A 17,212-nucleotide genomic window follows, 5' to 3' on the forward strand; every position below is an offset into this window, starting at 1 on the left:
TCACTTCGCGAAGGCGGCCGCCGACGGCTTGGTCAGGTCGTACACCGTGTCTCCCCCGACGGTGACCGACGGGAAGTTCTGCGCGACCCACGCGGCCGCCGCGTCGGTGGTCGGGTTCGTCCGGTTCCAGGGGAAGACGCGGCAGCGCTCCGGCACTTCCTGATCCGACGACGAACCGAAGCCGTTCTGCGCGACGATGTAGTAGCTGATCTCGTGGCCCTGCACGTAGCCGCGGAGCTGATCGACGCTCGGCGAGGCGTCCTGCCCCATGAAGCCGCCGACCGCGATCACAGCCTTGTGCGTGGCGAGCTCGAGCCCCGCGGCCTGCATCGACCCGTTGATCGCTGCCGCCCAGCGGGTGTCCGTCTTCGACAGCAGCTGGGTGATGTCCGGATTCGGCGCGCCACCGAACCACCCGGCCCCGCCGGCCGTGTCGTTCGTGTCCGCGGCGTCCCCGTCACCGTCGTGCTTGTGCTCGTCGTCCGTCGCCGCCATGCCACCCCACCCGTACTTGTCGCTGACGGTGGGTCCGCCGCCGGTGTGGCTGGTGCTCACGGCGGAGATCGCGTATCCGGTGGAGCCGCCGAGGACGGCGACCGTACCCAGTACGCCGACGACCGTAGCGACGGCGGCGGGGCGCGGAGCGTGGGGGCCGGCGAGCACGAGGGCGACGGTCACGACGGTGGCGCCCAGCACGACCCAGCGCAGCGGAGGGGCGAACGCCGTGTCCCGCGACAGCAGCACGAAGCCCCACCCACCGCTCGTCGCGACCAGCAGCGCGAGTCCCGCGCGGCCGGTCCAGCGGTCACGGCGGTGCCACATCTCCGCGAGCCCGAGGGCCAGCGTGCCGGCGACGCCGGGCACCATCGACAGGCTGTAGTACGGGTGCGCCTGCTGCTTCATCTCGGCGAGGACGACGCCGTCGACCAGCATCCACACCCCGAATGCGATGACGCCGGCCCGCATCAGGTCGGTGCGCGGTGCGCGGCCGCGGGAGACCAGCACCAGGATCAGCGCGAGCAGCGCAGCGGGCAGCACGAAGCTGACCTCGAGCCCGAACTCGCCGCTGAACAGGCGCCCGAGGCCGGGCTCGCTGCCGAAGCCGCCGTGGTGCCCCTTCGCCCGCTGCTCGATGAGCCGCTCGATGAACGCGGGTACCGGGCAGCCGTCCAGATCCGCGAGGCCACCCCCGCCGTGGTGGTTGGTGCCCAGCACCCGGCCGAAGCCGTTGTAGCCCAGCACCAGGTTCATGAACGAGTTGTCGGTGGAGCCGGCCATATACGGGCGGGAGCTGGTCGGCCACAGGACAGTGAGCACCACGTACCAGCCCGAGCTGACGATCATCGCCGCCGCGGCGCCGAGCAGGTGCAGCAGCCGCTTACCGAGGGTGAACGGCGCGGCGATCAGGTACGCGAGGCCGAGGGCGGGCAGCACCATGAGACCCTCGAGCATCTTCGCCAGGAAGGCGAAGCCCAGGGCCACACCGGCGAGCGCCAGCCAGCCGGCGGCTCGCCGGCCCGCGTGGTGACCGTCCCGCTTCTCGAGCGCGCGGATCGTGAAGTATGCGCCGAGGGTCATCAGGGTGACCATCGCGGCGTCCGGGTTGTTGTACCGGAACATCAGGGCGGAGACGGGGGTCAGCGCGAGCGTCGCGCCCGCGATCAGGCCCGCGTTCCGCCCCGCGATGCGCCGGACACCGTCGTACATCAGAGCGACGGTGCCCACCGCCATCAGCGCCTGCGGGATCATCATGCTGGCGCTGGAGAAGCCGAAGATCCGCCCCGACAGCCCCATCACCCACTGCGACACCGGCGGCTTGTCCACCGTGATCGAGTTCCCCGGATCCAGGGATCCGAACAGCAGCGCCTTCCAGTTCTCCGATCCCGCCCACGCCGACGCGGCGTAGAAGGAGTTACCCATCTGATTGGCGGTGATGTCCCACAGATAGAGCACAGCGGTCGCGATGAGGAGCAGAGCGATCGGGCCGTGCTTCGCTGTGAGTGCGCGGGCACGATGCTCAGGGCGTGCGGGCATGCTTGCGCCCGGGCCGACGGTTTCGTTGGTCACCCCTCGCATACTGCGACCGCGGATTGGGCGGACCTGAGTGATCCCTGGGAGCAACCTGGAAAGTCCCCGAACCGTGCGAAAGCGCCTACGCGCCGCGGAGCTCCGGCAGAACTCGCCGTGGTGCGTGTCCGGCATCAGCCGAGGGACTAGACTGCGTTATAGTTAATATCGTCAGACAGTCCCGGGTGAGGGATTCCACCTGCGTCGACCCCGCGAAGACGCTCCGACGGCTTCTCGACTCATGTCGACTCAATCCCACGACCTGCATAGATTCGGGATATCGGTGAACGCGGAGTGAACATCACGTGACCCAGGTCACGCCATCGGATGTCTCGGGGTATGGTTAACCAACCTGCACTAGCGGGAAATAAAAGTGCATCATCTTCGATGCTGCATTTCCGGAGCCGCGAAAGGGGCCCAGATGGATCAGGGAGATCGCGTGCGGCTTCTCACCGAAGCCGCGACGTTCGGAACGGTGCTCGCCGTCGGCGTCAGCCCGCACACCGTCGCCGTGAAGTTCGACGACGGCCGGGCGATGACGGTGGAGCGCGACACGGTAGCCACGTTGCGCTGACCGCGACGGGGTCGACGACCCGCTCGAGCTCCGGCCGGGCGGGCGTCGACACCGACGGTGCCGGGTGGCGCCGACGGTGGCAGGCGAGGCCCCGGCATTACGCCGCGAGGTGTGGAAACGCTGCTGAACGCCCCTGGAACGAGAGGATGTTCGGGTTCTCGATGTGACCGTCGCGGATCTCGATCGCGCGACTGATCGTCTCGTCGTCCTTCCACGACGCCGGCCCTCCCACGACCGTCTCGATGAACGGCAGGAGCGCCTCGCTGTTCTCCCACGTGGCCGAATTCCACAGATACGACGGGCTGTGGTCCACCGCGTAATAGTCGATGTGATCGCCGACCTCGAACATCGGATGCTCGAACGACGTCGGGCGCGCCCAGCTGAAACCCATCCCCTCGTCGCATGAGACGTCGATGATCAGCGTGCCGCGACGGAACTCGGTGAGGTCGTCTGTGGTGAGGTAGATCAGCGGGTGCTCGGTGTCCTGCAGGGTGCAGTTGACGATGATGTCGCGCTGCGCGAGGAAGGGCGCCAGCGGCACCCGCCCGCGGTCGGTGATGACATGACTCAGGTGTGGCGCCTCGACGTCGTGGTCGAACTGCGTGATCCGCACCGAGTGGATCGGCGAACCCACTGCAGCGACACCCCGATTCGTCAGCACGTGTACGTCGTGCACACCGTGCGCATTCAGCGCGGTCACCGCCCCGCGGGCGGTGGCGCCGAAGCCGATGACCACCGCGTTCAGCCGTCGGCCGTAATCGCCGGTGGAGCCGGTGAGTTCGAGCGCCTGCAACACGGAGCAGTAGCCCGCGAGCTCGTTGTTCTTGTGGAAGACATGCACGCCGACCGCCCCGTCGACCGTCCAGTGGTTCATCGCCTCGAACGCGATCAGCGTCAGCCGACGATCGATGGCGAGTTGGGTCAGCACCGGGTCCTGGACGCAGTGCGGCCACCCCCAGAGCACGGCCCCCTCGCGGAGCGCGACGATGTCCGAGTGCTGCGGCTTGGGCAGAACGACGATGTCGGACTCGGCCAACACCTCGTCCCGATCCGCGAAGCCGCCCACCAGATGGGCGAGATCCTCGTCCGCGTACCCGAACCGCGCCCCGTAGCCGCGCTCGAGCGTCATCCGGCCGCGGATCGTCTCATCGATCCGGTCCAGGTGGGCCGGGTGCAGTGGCAGCCGGAATTCGTTCTCCTTGGCCGACGTCCCGACGATCCCGAGCCGCGGGATCGTCGTCGGGGCGGTCACTTCTTCGACACGAGCTGATCGTGGAACGACCGCGCAGCAGCCTTCGCGTGCTTCTCGGCACGCTTCTCTTTGAGGGTCTTGCCGGGTTTCTTGGACGTCTCGTGCCGTGGCGACTTGTCGCTCATCATGGTTTCCCTTGTTAGGGAGCCGCATACGGCCCCACACCTGACGCTACGCCTCGACGGGACAGACCGGGCCCGCACAACCGATCGAACCTCCGACACCCGGACGTTCGCCTGCCCGGGTACCGACGAGCGATCGAGGGCCTATTCGCCGCCCTCGGCGAGGATGCGCATCTCCGTGTCGGTGATCTGGAGGGCAGGAGCCGCCGCGACGGTAGATCCGCTGGTGCTGGGAGGCGTCCGGGGCGGCAGGACGTTGAAGAGCAGATTCAGTAGCACCGCGGCGATCGCGGTGGCGCTGATGCCGGAGTCGAGGATGGTCTGCACCCACGAGGGGAAATGCGACCAGAAGTCTGGTGCGACGACGGAAGCAGAAGAACTGCTCGCCCGGCCACCCGCAGACACAGGGTGGGGTCGAGCGGTTCCACCAGACCCAGAAGCGCTACCTCGCCGCACGGACATTGCCCGAGCTGCAGAAGCAACTCGACCAACTGCGCGAGCACTACAACGAGAACCGGCCCCACCGCGCCCGCGACCGCAGTACGCCAGCAAACGCGTCGTCGCCATCGCCGACGACACCACCGTCACCGTCGTCCACCTCGACACCGGCCACGTGATCGCAACCAACGACATCCAGCCCGACAAGACCTACTGGCGCAACGCAGAAGGCCCCGGGCCGATGGCCGAGGACCTCCCGAAAGCGACCCATGACGCGACTCATCACAACGGTGCCCCCGGCGAGGCTCGAACACATCCCCAGCCCCAGGTACGACTCCGGCGAGATTCCGATCGGCGCTCGCCCCCGTCGCAGTCGGGTCCGTGCACCTCGACGATGCCAGGCACCAGCAGCTCGGGCGGAACGCTGGCCGCATCGCGCGGGTTCGCGGCATGGCGATGGAGGGTGAGCCTGTCCGGATCAGTCGGGACCCGGTCAGTGGACTTCCGGTGATGCACCTCGGTCGCGTGATCACCTCCCAGGACGTGGCCGACGCGTTGGACGACGAGTGAGCGACGCGTACCTGGTCGACGCGAACGTGCTTATCGCTCTCGCCGCAGATCAACACGAGCATCACCGCCGCGCCGCCGACTGGGCGTCCAGGGTGCAGGCGATAGCCGTGTGCCCCATCGTCGAGGGCGCGCTGACCGGTTCATGGTGCGGACCGGTACTCGATCCGACGACGTCACCATGTGGCTCGAGTCGCTCTACAGCGACCTCGCCGCGTTGGCCTCAGCGAACAGCGCGCGGCTCGCGACGTTCGACGAGGCGCTCGCCCGGACACTTCCCGACCATGTGGTCGCGGTCCCTTAAGGCGTCGGAGTCCCCGACGACGGTCGGTCCCGGTCGTTGGGGGCGGTCCTGGTCACGGGCGTGCTGAGCCGCTCTGCGGGACACACCCACGCCGCCGGAGTGTGCACACCACCGCCGAACTGTCCCGTTCCGCCGATCGGAGCAGCGCGAGGGAGGCGCGGCTGGGAAGTCTTTCCGCCGCCGCGTCACCAGCCACGGCAGAATCGCTACGGGGCACGCCGATTCCGAACACTCACCGATGCCGTCGCCCACCCGGATACGACGCTGCAGTGCCACGGTTGGAGTCTCCACGAGCCGACCCGCTATGCTCTTGGACGCAAGCCCCAATGGCGAAATTGGCAGACGCGCCGCACTCAAAATGCGGTTACTTCGGTAGTCCCGGTTCGAGTCCGGGTTGGGGCACGGTCGCGGGTGGGCCAGCGGTCCGAATCTCCCAAACATGCAGGTCAGACCGTACTACGTGCCGTTGTTCGAGCCCCGAGATCAGCCTGCGGCGGGGTCTCCCACCGGCGCGAGCGAGTCGAGGAAGGCATCGATCGCCGGCCAGGTGCGCTCGACCGCGTCGGGCCCCGCGATCAGACCGAGGTGACTCGACTCGATGGTCTCGAACTGGACCCGCGGCGACCCCTCGAACAGATCGACGCCGTGCCGCGCCGCCCGCCACGTGCACAGCGCGTCCCGGTGGCTGCCGAACAGCTGGATGGGCACGTCGATCGACCGCAGGTCCACGTCGACGCCGTCCAACCGGACCAGACCCGCGGCCAGCTGACCCCGGTAGATCAGCCGCTCCCACAGCTGCTGCGTCAGCCGCCCTGGATAGCCGGGGAACGTGCGCTGGAAGCGGTTGATCACCTCCATGCGGGCGAGCTTCTCCGTCTCCCCCAGGTTCTGCAGGATGAACCACGGCTTCTTCAGCTCCCGCTGCCACGACGTGGCGCGGTACGCCAGCTGCACCGCTGGGGCGGGGATGCCGCCGGCCAGCCCGATCACCGCCGACGGCAGGACCCCGCCGGTCGGGCGGTTGGCGGCGATGGCCAGCGGGTAACCCCACAGCGACATGTAGTCCAGCGGTGTCGCGACCGCGGTGACCGAGCGGATCCGCCGCCTCACGGCACCGGCCGTGAGGAACGACAGCGTGCCACCCAGGCTCCACGCCACCAGGTCGACGTCACCGGCACCGTCGGCACCGTAGAAGTCCGTCACGGTGCGCGCGATAGCCTGCGGGATGATGTCGAGGACGAAGTCCTCGAGGCCCATGCGCCGGTCGCGGAATCCGATCTCGCCGAAGTCCACGACATAGGGCACTCGGCCGGTGTCGGCGAAGTGCCGGACCATCGAGTACTCCTCGGACAGGTCGTAGCAGGTCGCCGGCGCCGCGATCGGCGGGACCAGCAGCACCGGTGTGCCGCCCGCCACCCGGGCGGCCGCCCGGGCACCGTCGTCGGCGAACCGCAACAGCGTCCGGTGCTCCCCCACGCCCACCACCACGTGCGGCGTACGCCGCTCCGGGCGGATGCCGTCGCCGACCGTCAGCGCCCACAGGTTGCCCGCACGCTCGCGGACGTCACCGATCATCGCATCGATCACCGTCATCACTCCTGCTCTGAGTTCGGTACTGGCATCCAGTCCGTTATCACCGCGCACAGTACCTTCGTCCGTGGCAGCGTCCCAATCCTGGCCGGTAGGGTTCATCTGTGCCGTGGGGCACGGGAGGCGAAGGGATCCGATGGCTGACGTGACCGAGGTACCGCCGCGCCGCGTTCTCGTGGCGGAGGACGAGGCGATCATCCGGCTCGACCTGGTGGAGATGCTCCGCGAAGAGGGCTACGAGGTGGTGGGCGAGGCCGAGAACGGCCAGGTGGCCGTCGAGAAGGCCCAGGCGCTGCGACCCGATCTGGTGATCATGGACGTCAAGATGCCCGTCCGAAACGGCCTGGACGCGGCGACCGAGATCGCCCGGGAGCGGATCGCTCCCGTGGTCATGCTCACGGCGTTCAGCCAACGCGAGTTCGTTGAGAAGGCCCGCGCGGCCGGGGCGATGGCCTACCTGGTCAAGCCGTTCAGCAAGGCGGACCTGGTGCCGGCCATCGAGATCGCCGTCAGCCGGTTCGGCGAGCTCGCGGCGCTCGAGCGTGAGGTCACCGACCTCACCGAGCGGCTCGAGACGCGCAAGCTCGTCGACCGCGCCAAGGGCATCCTCATGGAGCGTCAGGGGATGACGGAGCCGCAGGCCTTCCGCTGGATCCAGCGGACCGCGATGGACCGCCGGACCAGCATGAAGACCATCTCGCTCGTGGTCATCGACACGCTCAACGCGGCGCCGACGACGGACTGACAGCCGCCGACGTCGGGTCCGCCGCCTGCGTCGGATCGGCGACCGGTGCCGGTGCGGCCGCGGGCGTCGTGGTCGCGGAGGACGACGATGCCGGGGTCGCGGACGACGGTGCCGGGCTCGCCGGCGCAGCGGCTGCGGGTGTGCCGGTAACGGCCCCCGTGCCCACTGCGGCGCTGATGATCGGGAACGCCACGTTGAGGGCCGACGTCGCCGACTGCCAGGTGTGGCCGTCGCCGACCGACTTGATCTGGCAGTCGATCTTCACGGACTTCATGGTGGTGCACAGCTTCTGCGAGCTGCCCTGTTCGCCCGGATCATTGAAGTCGTCGTCGCCGGCGTTGCCACCGAAGCCGGCCGGAGCCTGGTTCTGCGGAGCCTGCTTCTGCCATCCCTTGAAGTCCTTGGGGAAGTGCATGCCCTTCATACCGGGACGCTGCCCGTCGGCGTCCACGAACACCCCGGAGATCCCGGTGTACGCGCCGTGCTTGGTCATGACGGTGGTCGGGTCGTAGGCGTCCCACGCTGCGGCGTTGCCGCCGAACAACCGGGAGATCGTCTGCGCCTTGGTGCCGGTGTTCGGGCCCATGTCACCGCCGATGTCGACGAACGAGGTGAACAGGTCAGGGTGCGTGACCACCAGGTCCATGGCGCAGGTGCCACCCATCGACCAGCCGATGATCCCCCAGTTCGATGCCGCGGACGAGGCGTCGAACGTGTTGATCACATAGGGCCGGACATCCTTGGTCAGGTGCGACGCGGCGTTGCCACGCGGCCCGTCGACGCACTCGGTGTCGTTGTTGAAACTGCCGCCCGAGTCGACGAACACCAGGATCGGGGTCACCCCGTTGTGGGCCTTCGCGTAGCCGTCCGCGGTCGCGGTCGCATTACCGAGGCGGATCCAGTCGGCCGGGGTGTTGAACTCGCCGCCGATCATCTCCAGCGCGGGCAGCTTGGGCGGTGTCGCGCCCTTGAACCACGCCGGCGGGAGATACACGTACTCGGTGCGGTGCTTGAAGCCGCTGGCGTCGTCGGGGATGGTCACGGGCACGACGCGACCGACGGGCTGGTTGGTGTTACGCAAGGACGCGAGCTGGTCCTGATCCACCTGATTGGGCAGCGGGCCTGCGGTCAGCGACGCCCACGCGACCTGCCAGGTGCGGTAGTACCCGACCCACTGGTTGACCACCAGCAGCGACGCGAGCAGCGCACACGCGACGGCGATCAGCGGCACCGTGCGGCCGAACCAGCCGCCGCGCCGGAGGCTCCACAACCAGGCGGCGAGCGCGGTGCCGGCGGCGCCGATCCAGAACCACAGCCAGAAGGGCGCCGGGTCCCCCGCGAGTCCCTCGGAGTTCATGTACGTGCGTGCAGCCAACGCGCATACGACGCCGACCACCAGCGAGGTCGGCAGGGCGATCAGGTACCAACGGACCTTCCTGCGCACCAGCGCCAGGGCCACCAGTACCCCGGCGACGATGAAGATCGTGACGGGCAGCCACCCCGTTAAAAGCGAGGTCCCTCCGCGTGTCCAGTTATCCACGGCCGCCACACTGCCGGGCGACTCTCGAGACTCTTTGGCAGAGAGCTGTGAAGGGGCGTGGAGGGCCTCGCCCGGTCAGACCACGCGGATCGAGCGCGGCATCGCCCCGCCACCGGGCAGGTAGCCGGCCCGCAGCGGCGAGGGATCCGACGGCGTCTTGTCGTTCTGGCGGTCGATGACCTTCTTCACCGCCTGCGGCGAGGTGCCCGTGTACCGAGCGATATGGACGATCGGGATCCTCGCCGCGTACGCGGCGAGGATCGTCTTGCGGTACTGGTCCTCGGCGTTCGCCTTGAGGTGTGCCCAGTGCGAGATCGGGCTCAGGAAGTCACGGACCTCTTGCGGTGTGGGCTCGGGCACCTTGGGCATTCTCGGTTCCTTCCGTCACGTCGACTCGTCCGTCCGACACCGGCTGAGTGGGGTCGGAGAATTCATCGCCACCGCGTATCGGTTTGTTACACGCCGGTTGGATTAATTTTGACAGGGTGGTACAACGACCCCGATGACTACCTACCCCTTGCACCCGTCCGCCGCATTCGCGGACAGCCCGCCGCCGCTCCTGGGCACCTGGGTCGCCACCCCGATCGTGACGACGGTGATGGTGCTCGCCACCGTCGCATACCTGGTCGCGACGGTGGTCGCGCGGCGCCGCGGCAACCGTTGGTCGCTGCTGCACGTGGGCTCGTGGGTCATCGCGATGGCTCTGCTGGTGGTGGCACTCAACAGCTGCCTGCGCGTCCTGGCCGACCACCTGTTCTGGGCCCACATGGTGGTGCACTTGATGCTGATCACCGTGGTTCCGCTGTTCCTGGTGCTGGCCCAGCCGATCCGCCTGACCGCCGCGACCGGGGCGCGCGTCGACCGGGTGCTGCACGCGATCCTGGGCAACGTCGTCGTCCGCGTGTGCACCAGCCCGATACTGGGCCTGCCCCTGTACGCGGGAGTTCTGGTGGGCACGCACCTCACCGGTTTCCAGGACTACGCCCTCGCGCATTCGTGGGCGCAGAACCTCGAGTACCTGCTGTACCTGGTGGCCGGCTGGCTGTTCATGCTGCCGCTGATCGGCGACGAACTATGCGGCCATCGGCTGAGCCATCCGTTGCGTTTTGCATCCTTCCTGGTGTCCATGGGGCCCGACACCCTGGTCGGTGTGACGCTGATGATGACGAGCTCCGAGATCGCGCCCCGGTACGCCCTCTCGCATCCGGGCTGGGGCCCGTCGGGGCTCTCGGATCAGTCGTCCGCCGGCGCGATCATGTGGTTCGGCGGTGACGGCCTGATGATGATCCTGCTGCTGGTCGTGGCGTGGCTGTGGATCAGTGCGGAGGGCGTCGGGGACCGCCGGGACCGGGGCGGCTCGATGGGAACGTGGCTCGACTCGGCGCGCCGGGGCGCGCTGTTGGGCGACGCTGCCGGGCCCGCTCCGACATCCAGGTCCGACGGTGCCGGGGGCGAGGGTACCGACACCGACGACATCGACGCCGACGATGCCGCGCTCGCCGCCTACAACGCGCGGCTGCAGGAGCTCAACCGGCGCCAGCAGCGGTGACCCCGGGGAACAGGCGGTCACCCGCCGAGCGTGTAGATCCGCACGCCGTGCAGGTCCTCGAACCGAACGACCACCGCGACGACGATCACGGCGGCCGCCGCCACGGTCACCGCCCAGCCGATGCGTGCGGCGCTACGGGCGGTGCGGGCCTGCCCGCGCAGCAACCGCGGGCCGTAGACGAAGCCCGCGGCCACCACGACGCCGGTCACCAGGCCACCCAGGTGCGCGTACAGCGACACCCCGGGTACGGCCATCGAGACGACCACGTTGGCGACGATCACGATCAGGATGTTCGCCGGATTGAGACGCATCGCCAGCACCATGACCAGCTCCGCACCCATCACGCCGAAGATCGCGCCCGACGCACCCGCCGTGACGCCGCCCGCCTCGATGGCCCACCAGAGCACCGCGGCGCTCCCGCCGAGCAGGGAGATCGCGTACACGGCCAGGTAGCGTGCCCGGCCCAGCCCCGCCTCGACCGTCGCGCCGAGCACGTACAGCGAATACATGTTGACCAGCAGGTGGACGGGCCCGAAGTGTAGGAAACCCGAGGTCATGGTGGTCCACCACCAGCCGGCAGCGGTCGCGGGGAACGACAGGCACAGCTTCAGGAACGTCGCGCTGTCCTGGTTGTCGACGACGCTGTGCGCGATGGCCGCGGTCCACGCATACGCGAGCACATTGGCCGCGATGAGCCCGAACGTCACCGCGGGGCGCCACCGGCGGCGGGTCTGCAGCGGTGCGATCACCGCGTGGATTCCGTCCGAGTCACGCCCTAGTTCACCATGCCGGGCAGCGTCAGCCCCAGGGCCACCCCGACGCCCAACACCGCTGCCGCCGCGAGCGCCACGAGGATGTCGAGGCGTGTGGGGCCGTCGGCGGGGCGCGCGACCGCCCCGATGCCGCCGCGGGACGCGATCGCGTCGGCGAGCTCGCCGGCGCGGCGACACGACTGGACGGTGGTGAGCGTGAGCATCTCGAACAAGTCCTCGAGATCCATGTGGTGGCGCCGTCGACCGCGGCGCCGACCGCGCCGGACCACCCGCCGCCGCTGCTGCGCGAGCCGCCACATCGTCTGCACCTCCGACAGCACCAGGGGGCCGAGCCGCACCGCCAGAGCCACCGCGGTGGCGGTGGCTACGCTCGCCCGCCCGAGTCGGCCGAACCGGTCGAGGCACTGCTGCAGGAAGCCGGGCAGCTGACCGAGCGGCGTGGTCCAGCAGAACAGCAATGCGGCGGCGAGCGACAGCAGCGTCGCGGCGAGGCCCCGCGCCAACACATCGACTCCGGACAGGTTGACGGTGACACCCAGCAGCCGCGCCGTCGTCGCGCCCGAGCCGATCCCGGTCAGCACGAGGCTGATCAGGGCGAACGTGCCGAACAGCCGCGGCAGCCGCGGCACAGCCCGCCACGGCGCCCCGGCGAGCGCGAACCAGCCGGCGAGCAGCACGGCGGACGCACCGATCACCCACCAGTCGGTCCACACGCCGATCACCACCCCCATCGCGGCGAGCACCGCCAGCTTCGTGCCGACCCACACGCGGTGGGCGGGCGTGGGGTGCGGCAGCGGCCGGCCGAGCACGGCGGACATGTCGGGGCGCCCGTGCCGCGCACGGCGAGGCGAGGGCGCTGCGGTGGAACGGCGCACTTCGTAGACACCGTCGACCAGCTCGCCGAGCCCGGGCAGGTCGTGGGTGACGATCACGAGGGTCGTGCCCGACGCCTTGACCGACCGCAGCGCCGCGATCATCGCGGTGGTCGCGGCGGCGTCCAGGCCGGCGAGCGGCTCGTCGAGGACCAGGACCCGCGGGCCCGCCCCGTCCCCGGAGCCCGCGAGCAGGCCGGCGAGCACAACCCTGCGCTGCTCACCGCCTGACAGCTCGTCTGCGCGGCGGTCGACGAACGCATCGGGATCGAGGCCGACCCTGCGCAGGGCCCGCCGCACCGCGAGGCCGTCGGGGCCGGTCGGGTCCGTCGGGTCGCCGAGCCCGGCCGCATCGGCCACGTCGCGTCCGACGGTGGCGCGCAGCACCTGCAGGCGAGCGTGCTGCACCGCGATCCGCACTGCACCGTCGGCCACGGGCTCCCCGTCGACGGTGACGGTGCCCGCGGTGGGCTTCAGTAGGCCGGCCATCAGCCACGCGAGCGTCGACTTGCCCGCCCCGTTCTCCCCTATCACCGCCGTCGCCGTACCGCCGAGCACGGTGAGGTCGACGCCGCTGAGCACCGGCCGGTCCCACGGTGTGCCGCCGTCGCGGACGTACCCGACACCGTCGAGCACCAGGGTGCCCGTCGGGCTGCCGCGGCGACGTCGCACGCCGTGTGGCGGCTCGGATGCCGGAGTCTGCGCTGCGGCCGCCGACGCGGGCCCGACGGTGACGACCCGGTCGCCGGCCCGTGCCTCGGCTTCATGGTGCGTGATGTGCAGGACGGCGGTCCCCTCCGCGGCGACGCGCTGGTAGAGGGCCATCACGTCGGCGCGTCCGCGGGTGTCGAGCATGGCGGTCGACTCGTCGCTGATCAGCAGCGCCGGCTCCCGTGCCAGCGCGGAGGCGATCGCCAGCCGCTGCAGCTGCCCCCCGGACAGCGCGACGGTCTCGCGCTCCTGCATGCCTGCGAGGCCGACCCGCGCCAGCAGTCCGTCGACGTCGGTCCCCGGCCCCGGGATTCGACCGAACCACAGGTCGTCGGCCACACGGACACCCAGCACCTGCGATTCCGGACGCTGGAAGACGATGGCCGTCCCGCCCGGTGCGCCGAGGCCCGCGGGCCCAGGCCGGACGACGGTGCCGGCCGTCGGCGGCACGCCGGCCACCACCCGTGCCAGCGTCGACTTCCCAGCGCCGTTGCGGCCGGTCACCGAGACCAGCTCGCCGGGCGCCAGGTCGAACCTGTCGATCTGCAGCGCGGTGTGCTCGCCGAACCGCACGCGCACGTCGCGGACCGCCACGGGGACGGGCCCGGGCGGCGCACCCGAGTCGATGACGGTGTCGAGCGCGGAGCCCCCGCGCGGCAGGACCCGTAACGCGGCGACCAGCGCGTGCCCCATCGACGCGCGGACCAGCCACACTCCGAGCACCACCGCCACGACCACCAGCAGCGGTACCGCGATCGGCCAGTTGCGGATCGACCAGTCGAGCACCGCGGTCGCCGCGTCGGCCGGGGTACCCAGTCCCGCGCCGGTCAGCAACCGGGCCGCTCCGGTCCACGTCGAGCGCGTCGTCTTGAAGGCCACCTCCCGAAGGCCCGGGAGGGCGGCCAGACCGACCAGTGCTGCGGCGCCCGCGGGCAGCGCGAGCACGGGCACCGTCAACGCCAGCAGCGTCGGCTGGGACCAGCGCCTCCGGATCGACACGCCGACCAGGCCGCCCACCGCGGCCGCGGCCACGGTGGCGGTGACCGTCGACGTGCCGCCCAGCACGAATGCGATCACCGCGCCCGCGGCCAGGGCGATCCCGATCGTGCGCAGCCGGTGCCGTAGACCCACGACCGCGAACGGGAAGCATGCGGCCAGCGCCAACCCGCCCGCGATGGGGAACACCTGCGCGATCAGGCAGAGCACCGCGCCGACATCGGCGAGCGCCGCGGCCTCGGCGATCTGGCGCGCGCCCGCCCGTCGGGACACCGGTGCTGCCACTGCCCGAGTCAGCGCGCGGCGGGAGCGATGTCGGACCGGTACCCGGCGTCGCCGATCAGGTAGCCGGTGTGCTGTTGAACGACCGGCCTCGGCCTGCTGTCGACCTCGTTGACGGCACCGATCACCAACGCGGTCAGCGTCACGGCGGCCAGCGCCACGCAGGCGACGACGGTGACCACGACCACCCATCCGCGGGTCCCGGGGCCGAGCCGCCGCCATGGGAGCTGCGAACCGTCCGGTAGGGGCGCGGGAAGCGCCGCGCGCCAGTCCCGACCGGGGGTACCGACGGGGACGGGCAGCACCTGGTGATGACCGCCGGTCACGACCGGGCCTTCGCGGGGAAGTACTTGAGCACACCCTCCTGGGTGACCGACGCGATCAGCTCGCCGCCGCGCGAGAAGAACTGCCCGTGGGCGGTGCCGCGGCCACCGGCGGCGACCGGCGAGTGCGTGGCGTAGAGGTTGAACTCGTCGAACCGCACGCGGCGGTGGAACCAGATCGACTGGTTGAGCGTCGCCGCCATGATCCGATCGAATCCCCATGACAGACCGTGGCGGGTGATGATCGAGTCGAGGATGGTGGTGTCCGACGCGTAGGCCAGGGCGGCGTCGTGCAACACCTGGTCGTCGGGCAGGTCACCGTCGGTCTTGATCCAGACGCGGTTGAAGTCCAGCGACCCACCCTTGGACTTCATCACCCACGCCGGGTCGTTGGTGTACCGCATGTCCATCGGGTGCGGAGCGTCGACGAACTGGCGGATGGTGTCCTCGTAACCGCCGAACAGGTCGTAGATCGACGGCAGCGTCTCCGGCTCCGAGACCTGTGGCATCGGGTCCCCGTGCTCGAGTGGGTTGCGGGCGTCGGTCTGGTAGCCCAGCAGCACCAGCGCCACCACCTCGCCGCCCTGCTGCACCGATACCTGCCGGTTCGCGGTGTTGCGGGTGTCCCGCAGGCGCGTCACGTGGTACTCGAGATCCGCGTCCACCTGGCCACCGCGGATGAAGTGGGTGTGCTTGACGTGCAACGGCAGCTCGGTGGTGCGGCCGGCCGCGACGATCGCCTGCGACATGATCTGTCCGCCGAAGGTGCGGGGGCCGACCTGGGCCGGGTGACGGCCCGCGAACGCGTCCTCACCGATCGGCGTCAGGTCCAGCGTGTCGAGGAACTGCGCGAAGTAGCTCTCGGGCGCAGCCACGGATCCACCCGCCGCACTCCAGCCCACTGCGGTGCCGGCGCCGCCGGTCGAATTGGTCATGCCGGCCAGCCTACTAGGGGACTGCGACACCCCCGGCTGGACGAATCGCCGACAGACCTGTGGGCGGCGACTCGGCAGCCACCGCCCACAGGGTCGTACTAGTGGTCCTGCTCGCCGATCCGGTGCACGTGGATCAGGTTGGTGGTGCCGACCGTCCCGGGGGGCGCTCCGGCCACGATCACGACCTGATCGCCCGGCTCGTAGCCCTCGAGGCCGGTCAACGCCTGATCGACCTGGTCGATCATCGCGTCGGTCGACGCGACTCGGTCGACGAGGAACGTCTCGGTGCCCCACGACAGCGCGAGCTGGCTGCGTACCTCCGGCAGCGGTGTGAACGCGAGCAGCGGCAGCCGGGTGTGCAGGCGTGCGAGACGGCGCATCGTGTCCCCCGACTGGGTGAACGCCACGAGGGCCTTCGCCCCGAGCCGCTCGCCGATGTCGCGGGCGGCGTAGGAGATGATCCCGCGCTTGGTCCGCGGCACGTGGTTGAGGCCGGGCACGTCGATCGGTCCCTGCTCCACGGTCGAGACGATGCGAGCCATGACGCGCACCGTCTCGATCGGGAACTTGCCGACCGACGTCTCGCCGGACAGCATCACGGCGTCCGCGCCGTCCAAGACGGCGTTCGCGACGTCGGACGCCTCGGCGCGGGTAGGCCGGGAGTTCTCGATCATCGACTCGAGCATCTGGGTGGCGACGATGACCGGCTTGGCGTTCTCACGGGCGATCTGGATCGCCCGCTTCTGCACCAGCGGCACCTCGTCCAGCGGCAACTCCACGCCGAGGTCGCCGCGGGCCACCATCACCGCGTCGAACGCGAGGATCACGGCCTCGAGGTTCTCGATCGCCTCGGGCTTCTCGAGCTTGGCGATCACCGGCACGAACCTGCCCACGCGGTCCATCACGGCGTGCACGCGCTCGATGTCGGCGGGCGACCGCACGAACGATAGCGCGATGAAGTCGACGCCGATCTTCAGCGCGAACTCGAGGTCGGCGATGTCCTTCTCGCTCAGAGCGGGCACCGAGACGTTCATGCCGGGCAACGACACGCCCTTGTTGTTGGAGACCGGGCCGCCCTCGACGACGGTGCAGACCACGTCGTTGCCGTCCACCGCGGCGACGGTCAGGCCCACCTTGCCGTCGTCGACGAGCAGGCGGTCACCGGGCTGCGCGTCCTTCGCGAGCTCCTTGTAGGTGGTGGAGACACGGTCGTGGGTACCGACGACGTCGTCGACGGTGATGCGAACGGTCTCGCCGTTCTCCCACACAGTCTTACCGTCGGCGAAGCGGCCCAGGCGGATCTTCGGACCCTGCAGGTCGGCGAGGATACCCACGGCACGGCCGGTGGTGTCCGACGCCGCTCGCACACGGTGATAGTTGGCCTCATGGTCGGCGTGTTCGCCGTGGCTGAAATTGAGGCGGGCGACGTCCATGCCGTTCTGGACGAGGGCCAGCACACCTTCGTCGGTTCCGACGGCGGGGCCCAGGGTGCACACGATCTTGGTTCGACGAGTCACCGCAGTAGCCTAGCCGCCCGCGGCGCGCCGCACGGCGCCCCGGGGGAACACGGTG

The 17,212-nt window shown here is 69.9% G+C and carries 18 protein-coding genes and 1 tRNA gene; 7 read left to right on the forward strand and 12 right to left on the reverse strand.

The features are described 5' to 3' along the window. On the reverse strand, positions 1 to 2,076 hold the full coding sequence (locus ABD908_RS00060) for an ArnT family glycosyltransferase (protein ID WP_425584323.1): 2,076 nt from the start codon (positions 2,074 to 2,076) through the stop codon (positions 1 to 3). Positions 2,077 to 2,488: 412 nt separating this feature from the next. On the opposite strand from ABD908_RS00060, the gene ABD908_RS00065 reads away from it, so the two are divergent. Next, entirely contained in the window at positions 2,489 to 2,641 is a 153-nt protein-coding gene (locus ABD908_RS00065; RefSeq protein WP_344989132.1) for a hypothetical protein, read from the forward strand. A 97-nt stretch (positions 2,642 to 2,738) separates the two neighbouring features. On the opposite strand, the gene ABD908_RS00070 is transcribed toward ABD908_RS00065, so the two are convergent. The 3 genes from ABD908_RS00070 to ABD908_RS00080 all read right to left on the reverse strand — a co-directional run bounded on the left by ABD908_RS00070 (position 2,739) and on the right by ABD908_RS00080 (position 4,342). After that, positions 2,739 to 3,893, reverse strand: a complete 1,155-nt coding sequence (locus ABD908_RS00070) for a N(5)-(carboxyethyl)ornithine synthase (RefSeq protein WP_344989135.1) — start codon at positions 3,891 to 3,893, stop codon at positions 2,739 to 2,741. After that, positions 3,890 to 4,018 (reverse strand): hypothetical protein, encoded by a 129-nt coding sequence (locus tag ABD908_RS00075; protein ID WP_344989140.1) that lies wholly within the window; start codon positions 4,016 to 4,018, stop codon positions 3,890 to 3,892. Before ABD908_RS00075 ends, ABD908_RS00070 begins: the two co-directional genes overlap by 4 nt. Positions 4,019 to 4,159: 141 nt before the next feature. Next, positions 4,160 to 4,342: a hypothetical protein gene (locus ABD908_RS00080; RefSeq protein ID WP_385920460.1), complete on the reverse strand. Its 183-nt coding sequence runs from the start codon at positions 4,340 to 4,342 to the stop codon at positions 4,160 to 4,162. 29 nt (positions 4,343 to 4,371) lie between these two features. Here ABD908_RS00080 and ABD908_RS00085 point away from each other — a divergent pair, with 29 nt between their 5' ends. From ABD908_RS00085 to ABD908_RS00100, 4 genes are all read left to right on the forward strand, one after another. After that, positions 4,372 to 4,632, forward strand: a complete 261-nt coding sequence (locus ABD908_RS00085; RefSeq protein WP_385920457.1) for an integrase core domain-containing protein — start codon at positions 4,372 to 4,374, stop codon at positions 4,630 to 4,632. 202 nt (positions 4,633 to 4,834) lie between these two features. Next, complete coding sequence (locus tag ABD908_RS00090; protein WP_344989143.1) at positions 4,835 to 5,023, forward strand: hypothetical protein; 189 nt, start codon at positions 4,835 to 4,837, stop codon at positions 5,021 to 5,023. 142 nt (positions 5,024 to 5,165) lie between these two features. After that, positions 5,166 to 5,324: a hypothetical protein gene (locus tag ABD908_RS00095; RefSeq protein ID WP_344989145.1), complete on the forward strand. Its 159-nt coding sequence runs from the start codon at positions 5,166 to 5,168 to the stop codon at positions 5,322 to 5,324. Positions 5,325 to 5,644: 320 nt separating this feature from the next. Then, positions 5,645 to 5,726, forward strand: a tRNA-Leu gene (locus tag ABD908_RS00100). Between the two features lie 81 nt (positions 5,727 to 5,807). Here the strand turns inward: ABD908_RS00100 and ABD908_RS00105 are convergent. Continuing rightward, complete coding sequence (locus ABD908_RS00105) at positions 5,808 to 6,917, reverse strand: alpha/beta hydrolase (protein WP_344989148.1); 1,110 nt, start codon at positions 6,915 to 6,917, stop codon at positions 5,808 to 5,810. Positions 6,918 to 7,050: 133 nt separating this feature from the next. Here ABD908_RS00105 and ABD908_RS00110 point away from each other — a divergent pair, with 133 nt between their 5' ends. Then, positions 7,051 to 7,659, forward strand: a complete 609-nt coding sequence (locus tag ABD908_RS00110) for an ANTAR domain-containing response regulator (protein ID WP_344989151.1) — start codon at positions 7,051 to 7,053, stop codon at positions 7,657 to 7,659. Here the strand turns inward: ABD908_RS00110 and ABD908_RS00115 are convergent. Both ABD908_RS00115 and ABD908_RS00120 read right to left on the reverse strand, forming a co-directional pair. Then, positions 7,634 to 9,199: an alpha/beta hydrolase gene (locus tag ABD908_RS00115; protein WP_344989154.1), complete on the reverse strand. Its 1,566-nt coding sequence runs from the start codon at positions 9,197 to 9,199 to the stop codon at positions 7,634 to 7,636. The genes ABD908_RS00110 and ABD908_RS00115 overlap by 26 nt on opposite strands. Before the next feature lie 75 nt (positions 9,200 to 9,274). After that, a complete protein-coding gene (locus ABD908_RS00120) occupies positions 9,275 to 9,568 on the reverse strand; it encodes a hypothetical protein (protein WP_344989157.1) in 294 nt (97 codons plus the stop codon). A gap of 133 nt (positions 9,569 to 9,701) precedes the next feature. On the opposite strand from ABD908_RS00120, the gene ABD908_RS00125 reads away from it, so the two are divergent. Continuing rightward, positions 9,702 to 10,748, forward strand: coding sequence for a cytochrome c oxidase assembly protein (locus ABD908_RS00125; RefSeq protein ID WP_344989160.1), 1,047 nt, complete (start codon positions 9,702 to 9,704; stop codon positions 10,746 to 10,748). 17 nt (positions 10,749 to 10,765) lie between these two features. On the opposite strand, the gene ABD908_RS00130 is transcribed toward ABD908_RS00125, so the two are convergent. From ABD908_RS00130 to pyk, 5 genes are all read right to left on the reverse strand, one after another. Then, a complete protein-coding gene (locus ABD908_RS00130; protein ID WP_344989163.1) occupies positions 10,766 to 11,497 on the reverse strand; it encodes a rhomboid family intramembrane serine protease in 732 nt (243 codons plus the stop codon). A 26-nt stretch (positions 11,498 to 11,523) separates the two neighbouring features. Continuing rightward, positions 11,524 to 14,385: a DUF2232 domain-containing protein gene (locus tag ABD908_RS00135; RefSeq protein ID WP_344989165.1), complete on the reverse strand. Its 2,862-nt coding sequence runs from the start codon at positions 14,383 to 14,385 to the stop codon at positions 11,524 to 11,526. A gap of 8 nt (positions 14,386 to 14,393) precedes the next feature. Then, positions 14,394 to 14,708, reverse strand: coding sequence for a hypothetical protein (locus tag ABD908_RS00140; protein ID WP_344989167.1), 315 nt, complete (start codon positions 14,706 to 14,708; stop codon positions 14,394 to 14,396). Then, positions 14,705 to 15,640, reverse strand: coding sequence for an acyl-CoA thioesterase (locus ABD908_RS00145; protein ID WP_344989170.1), 936 nt, complete (start codon positions 15,638 to 15,640; stop codon positions 14,705 to 14,707). Before ABD908_RS00145 ends, ABD908_RS00140 begins: the two co-directional genes overlap by 4 nt. A 98-nt stretch (positions 15,641 to 15,738) precedes the next feature. Beyond that, the gene (gene pyk, locus ABD908_RS00150) at positions 15,739 to 17,157 is read right to left on the reverse strand and encodes a pyruvate kinase (protein WP_344989172.1); all 1,419 of its coding nucleotides are present in this window, start codon (positions 17,155 to 17,157) and stop codon (positions 15,739 to 15,741) included. Between the last annotated feature and the right edge of the window lie 55 nt (positions 17,158 to 17,212).

Origin of the sequence: Tsukamurella soli (genome assembly GCF_039541155.1) — a bacterium.
GTDB lineage: Bacteria > Actinomycetota > Actinomycetes > Mycobacteriales > Mycobacteriaceae > Tsukamurella > Tsukamurella soli.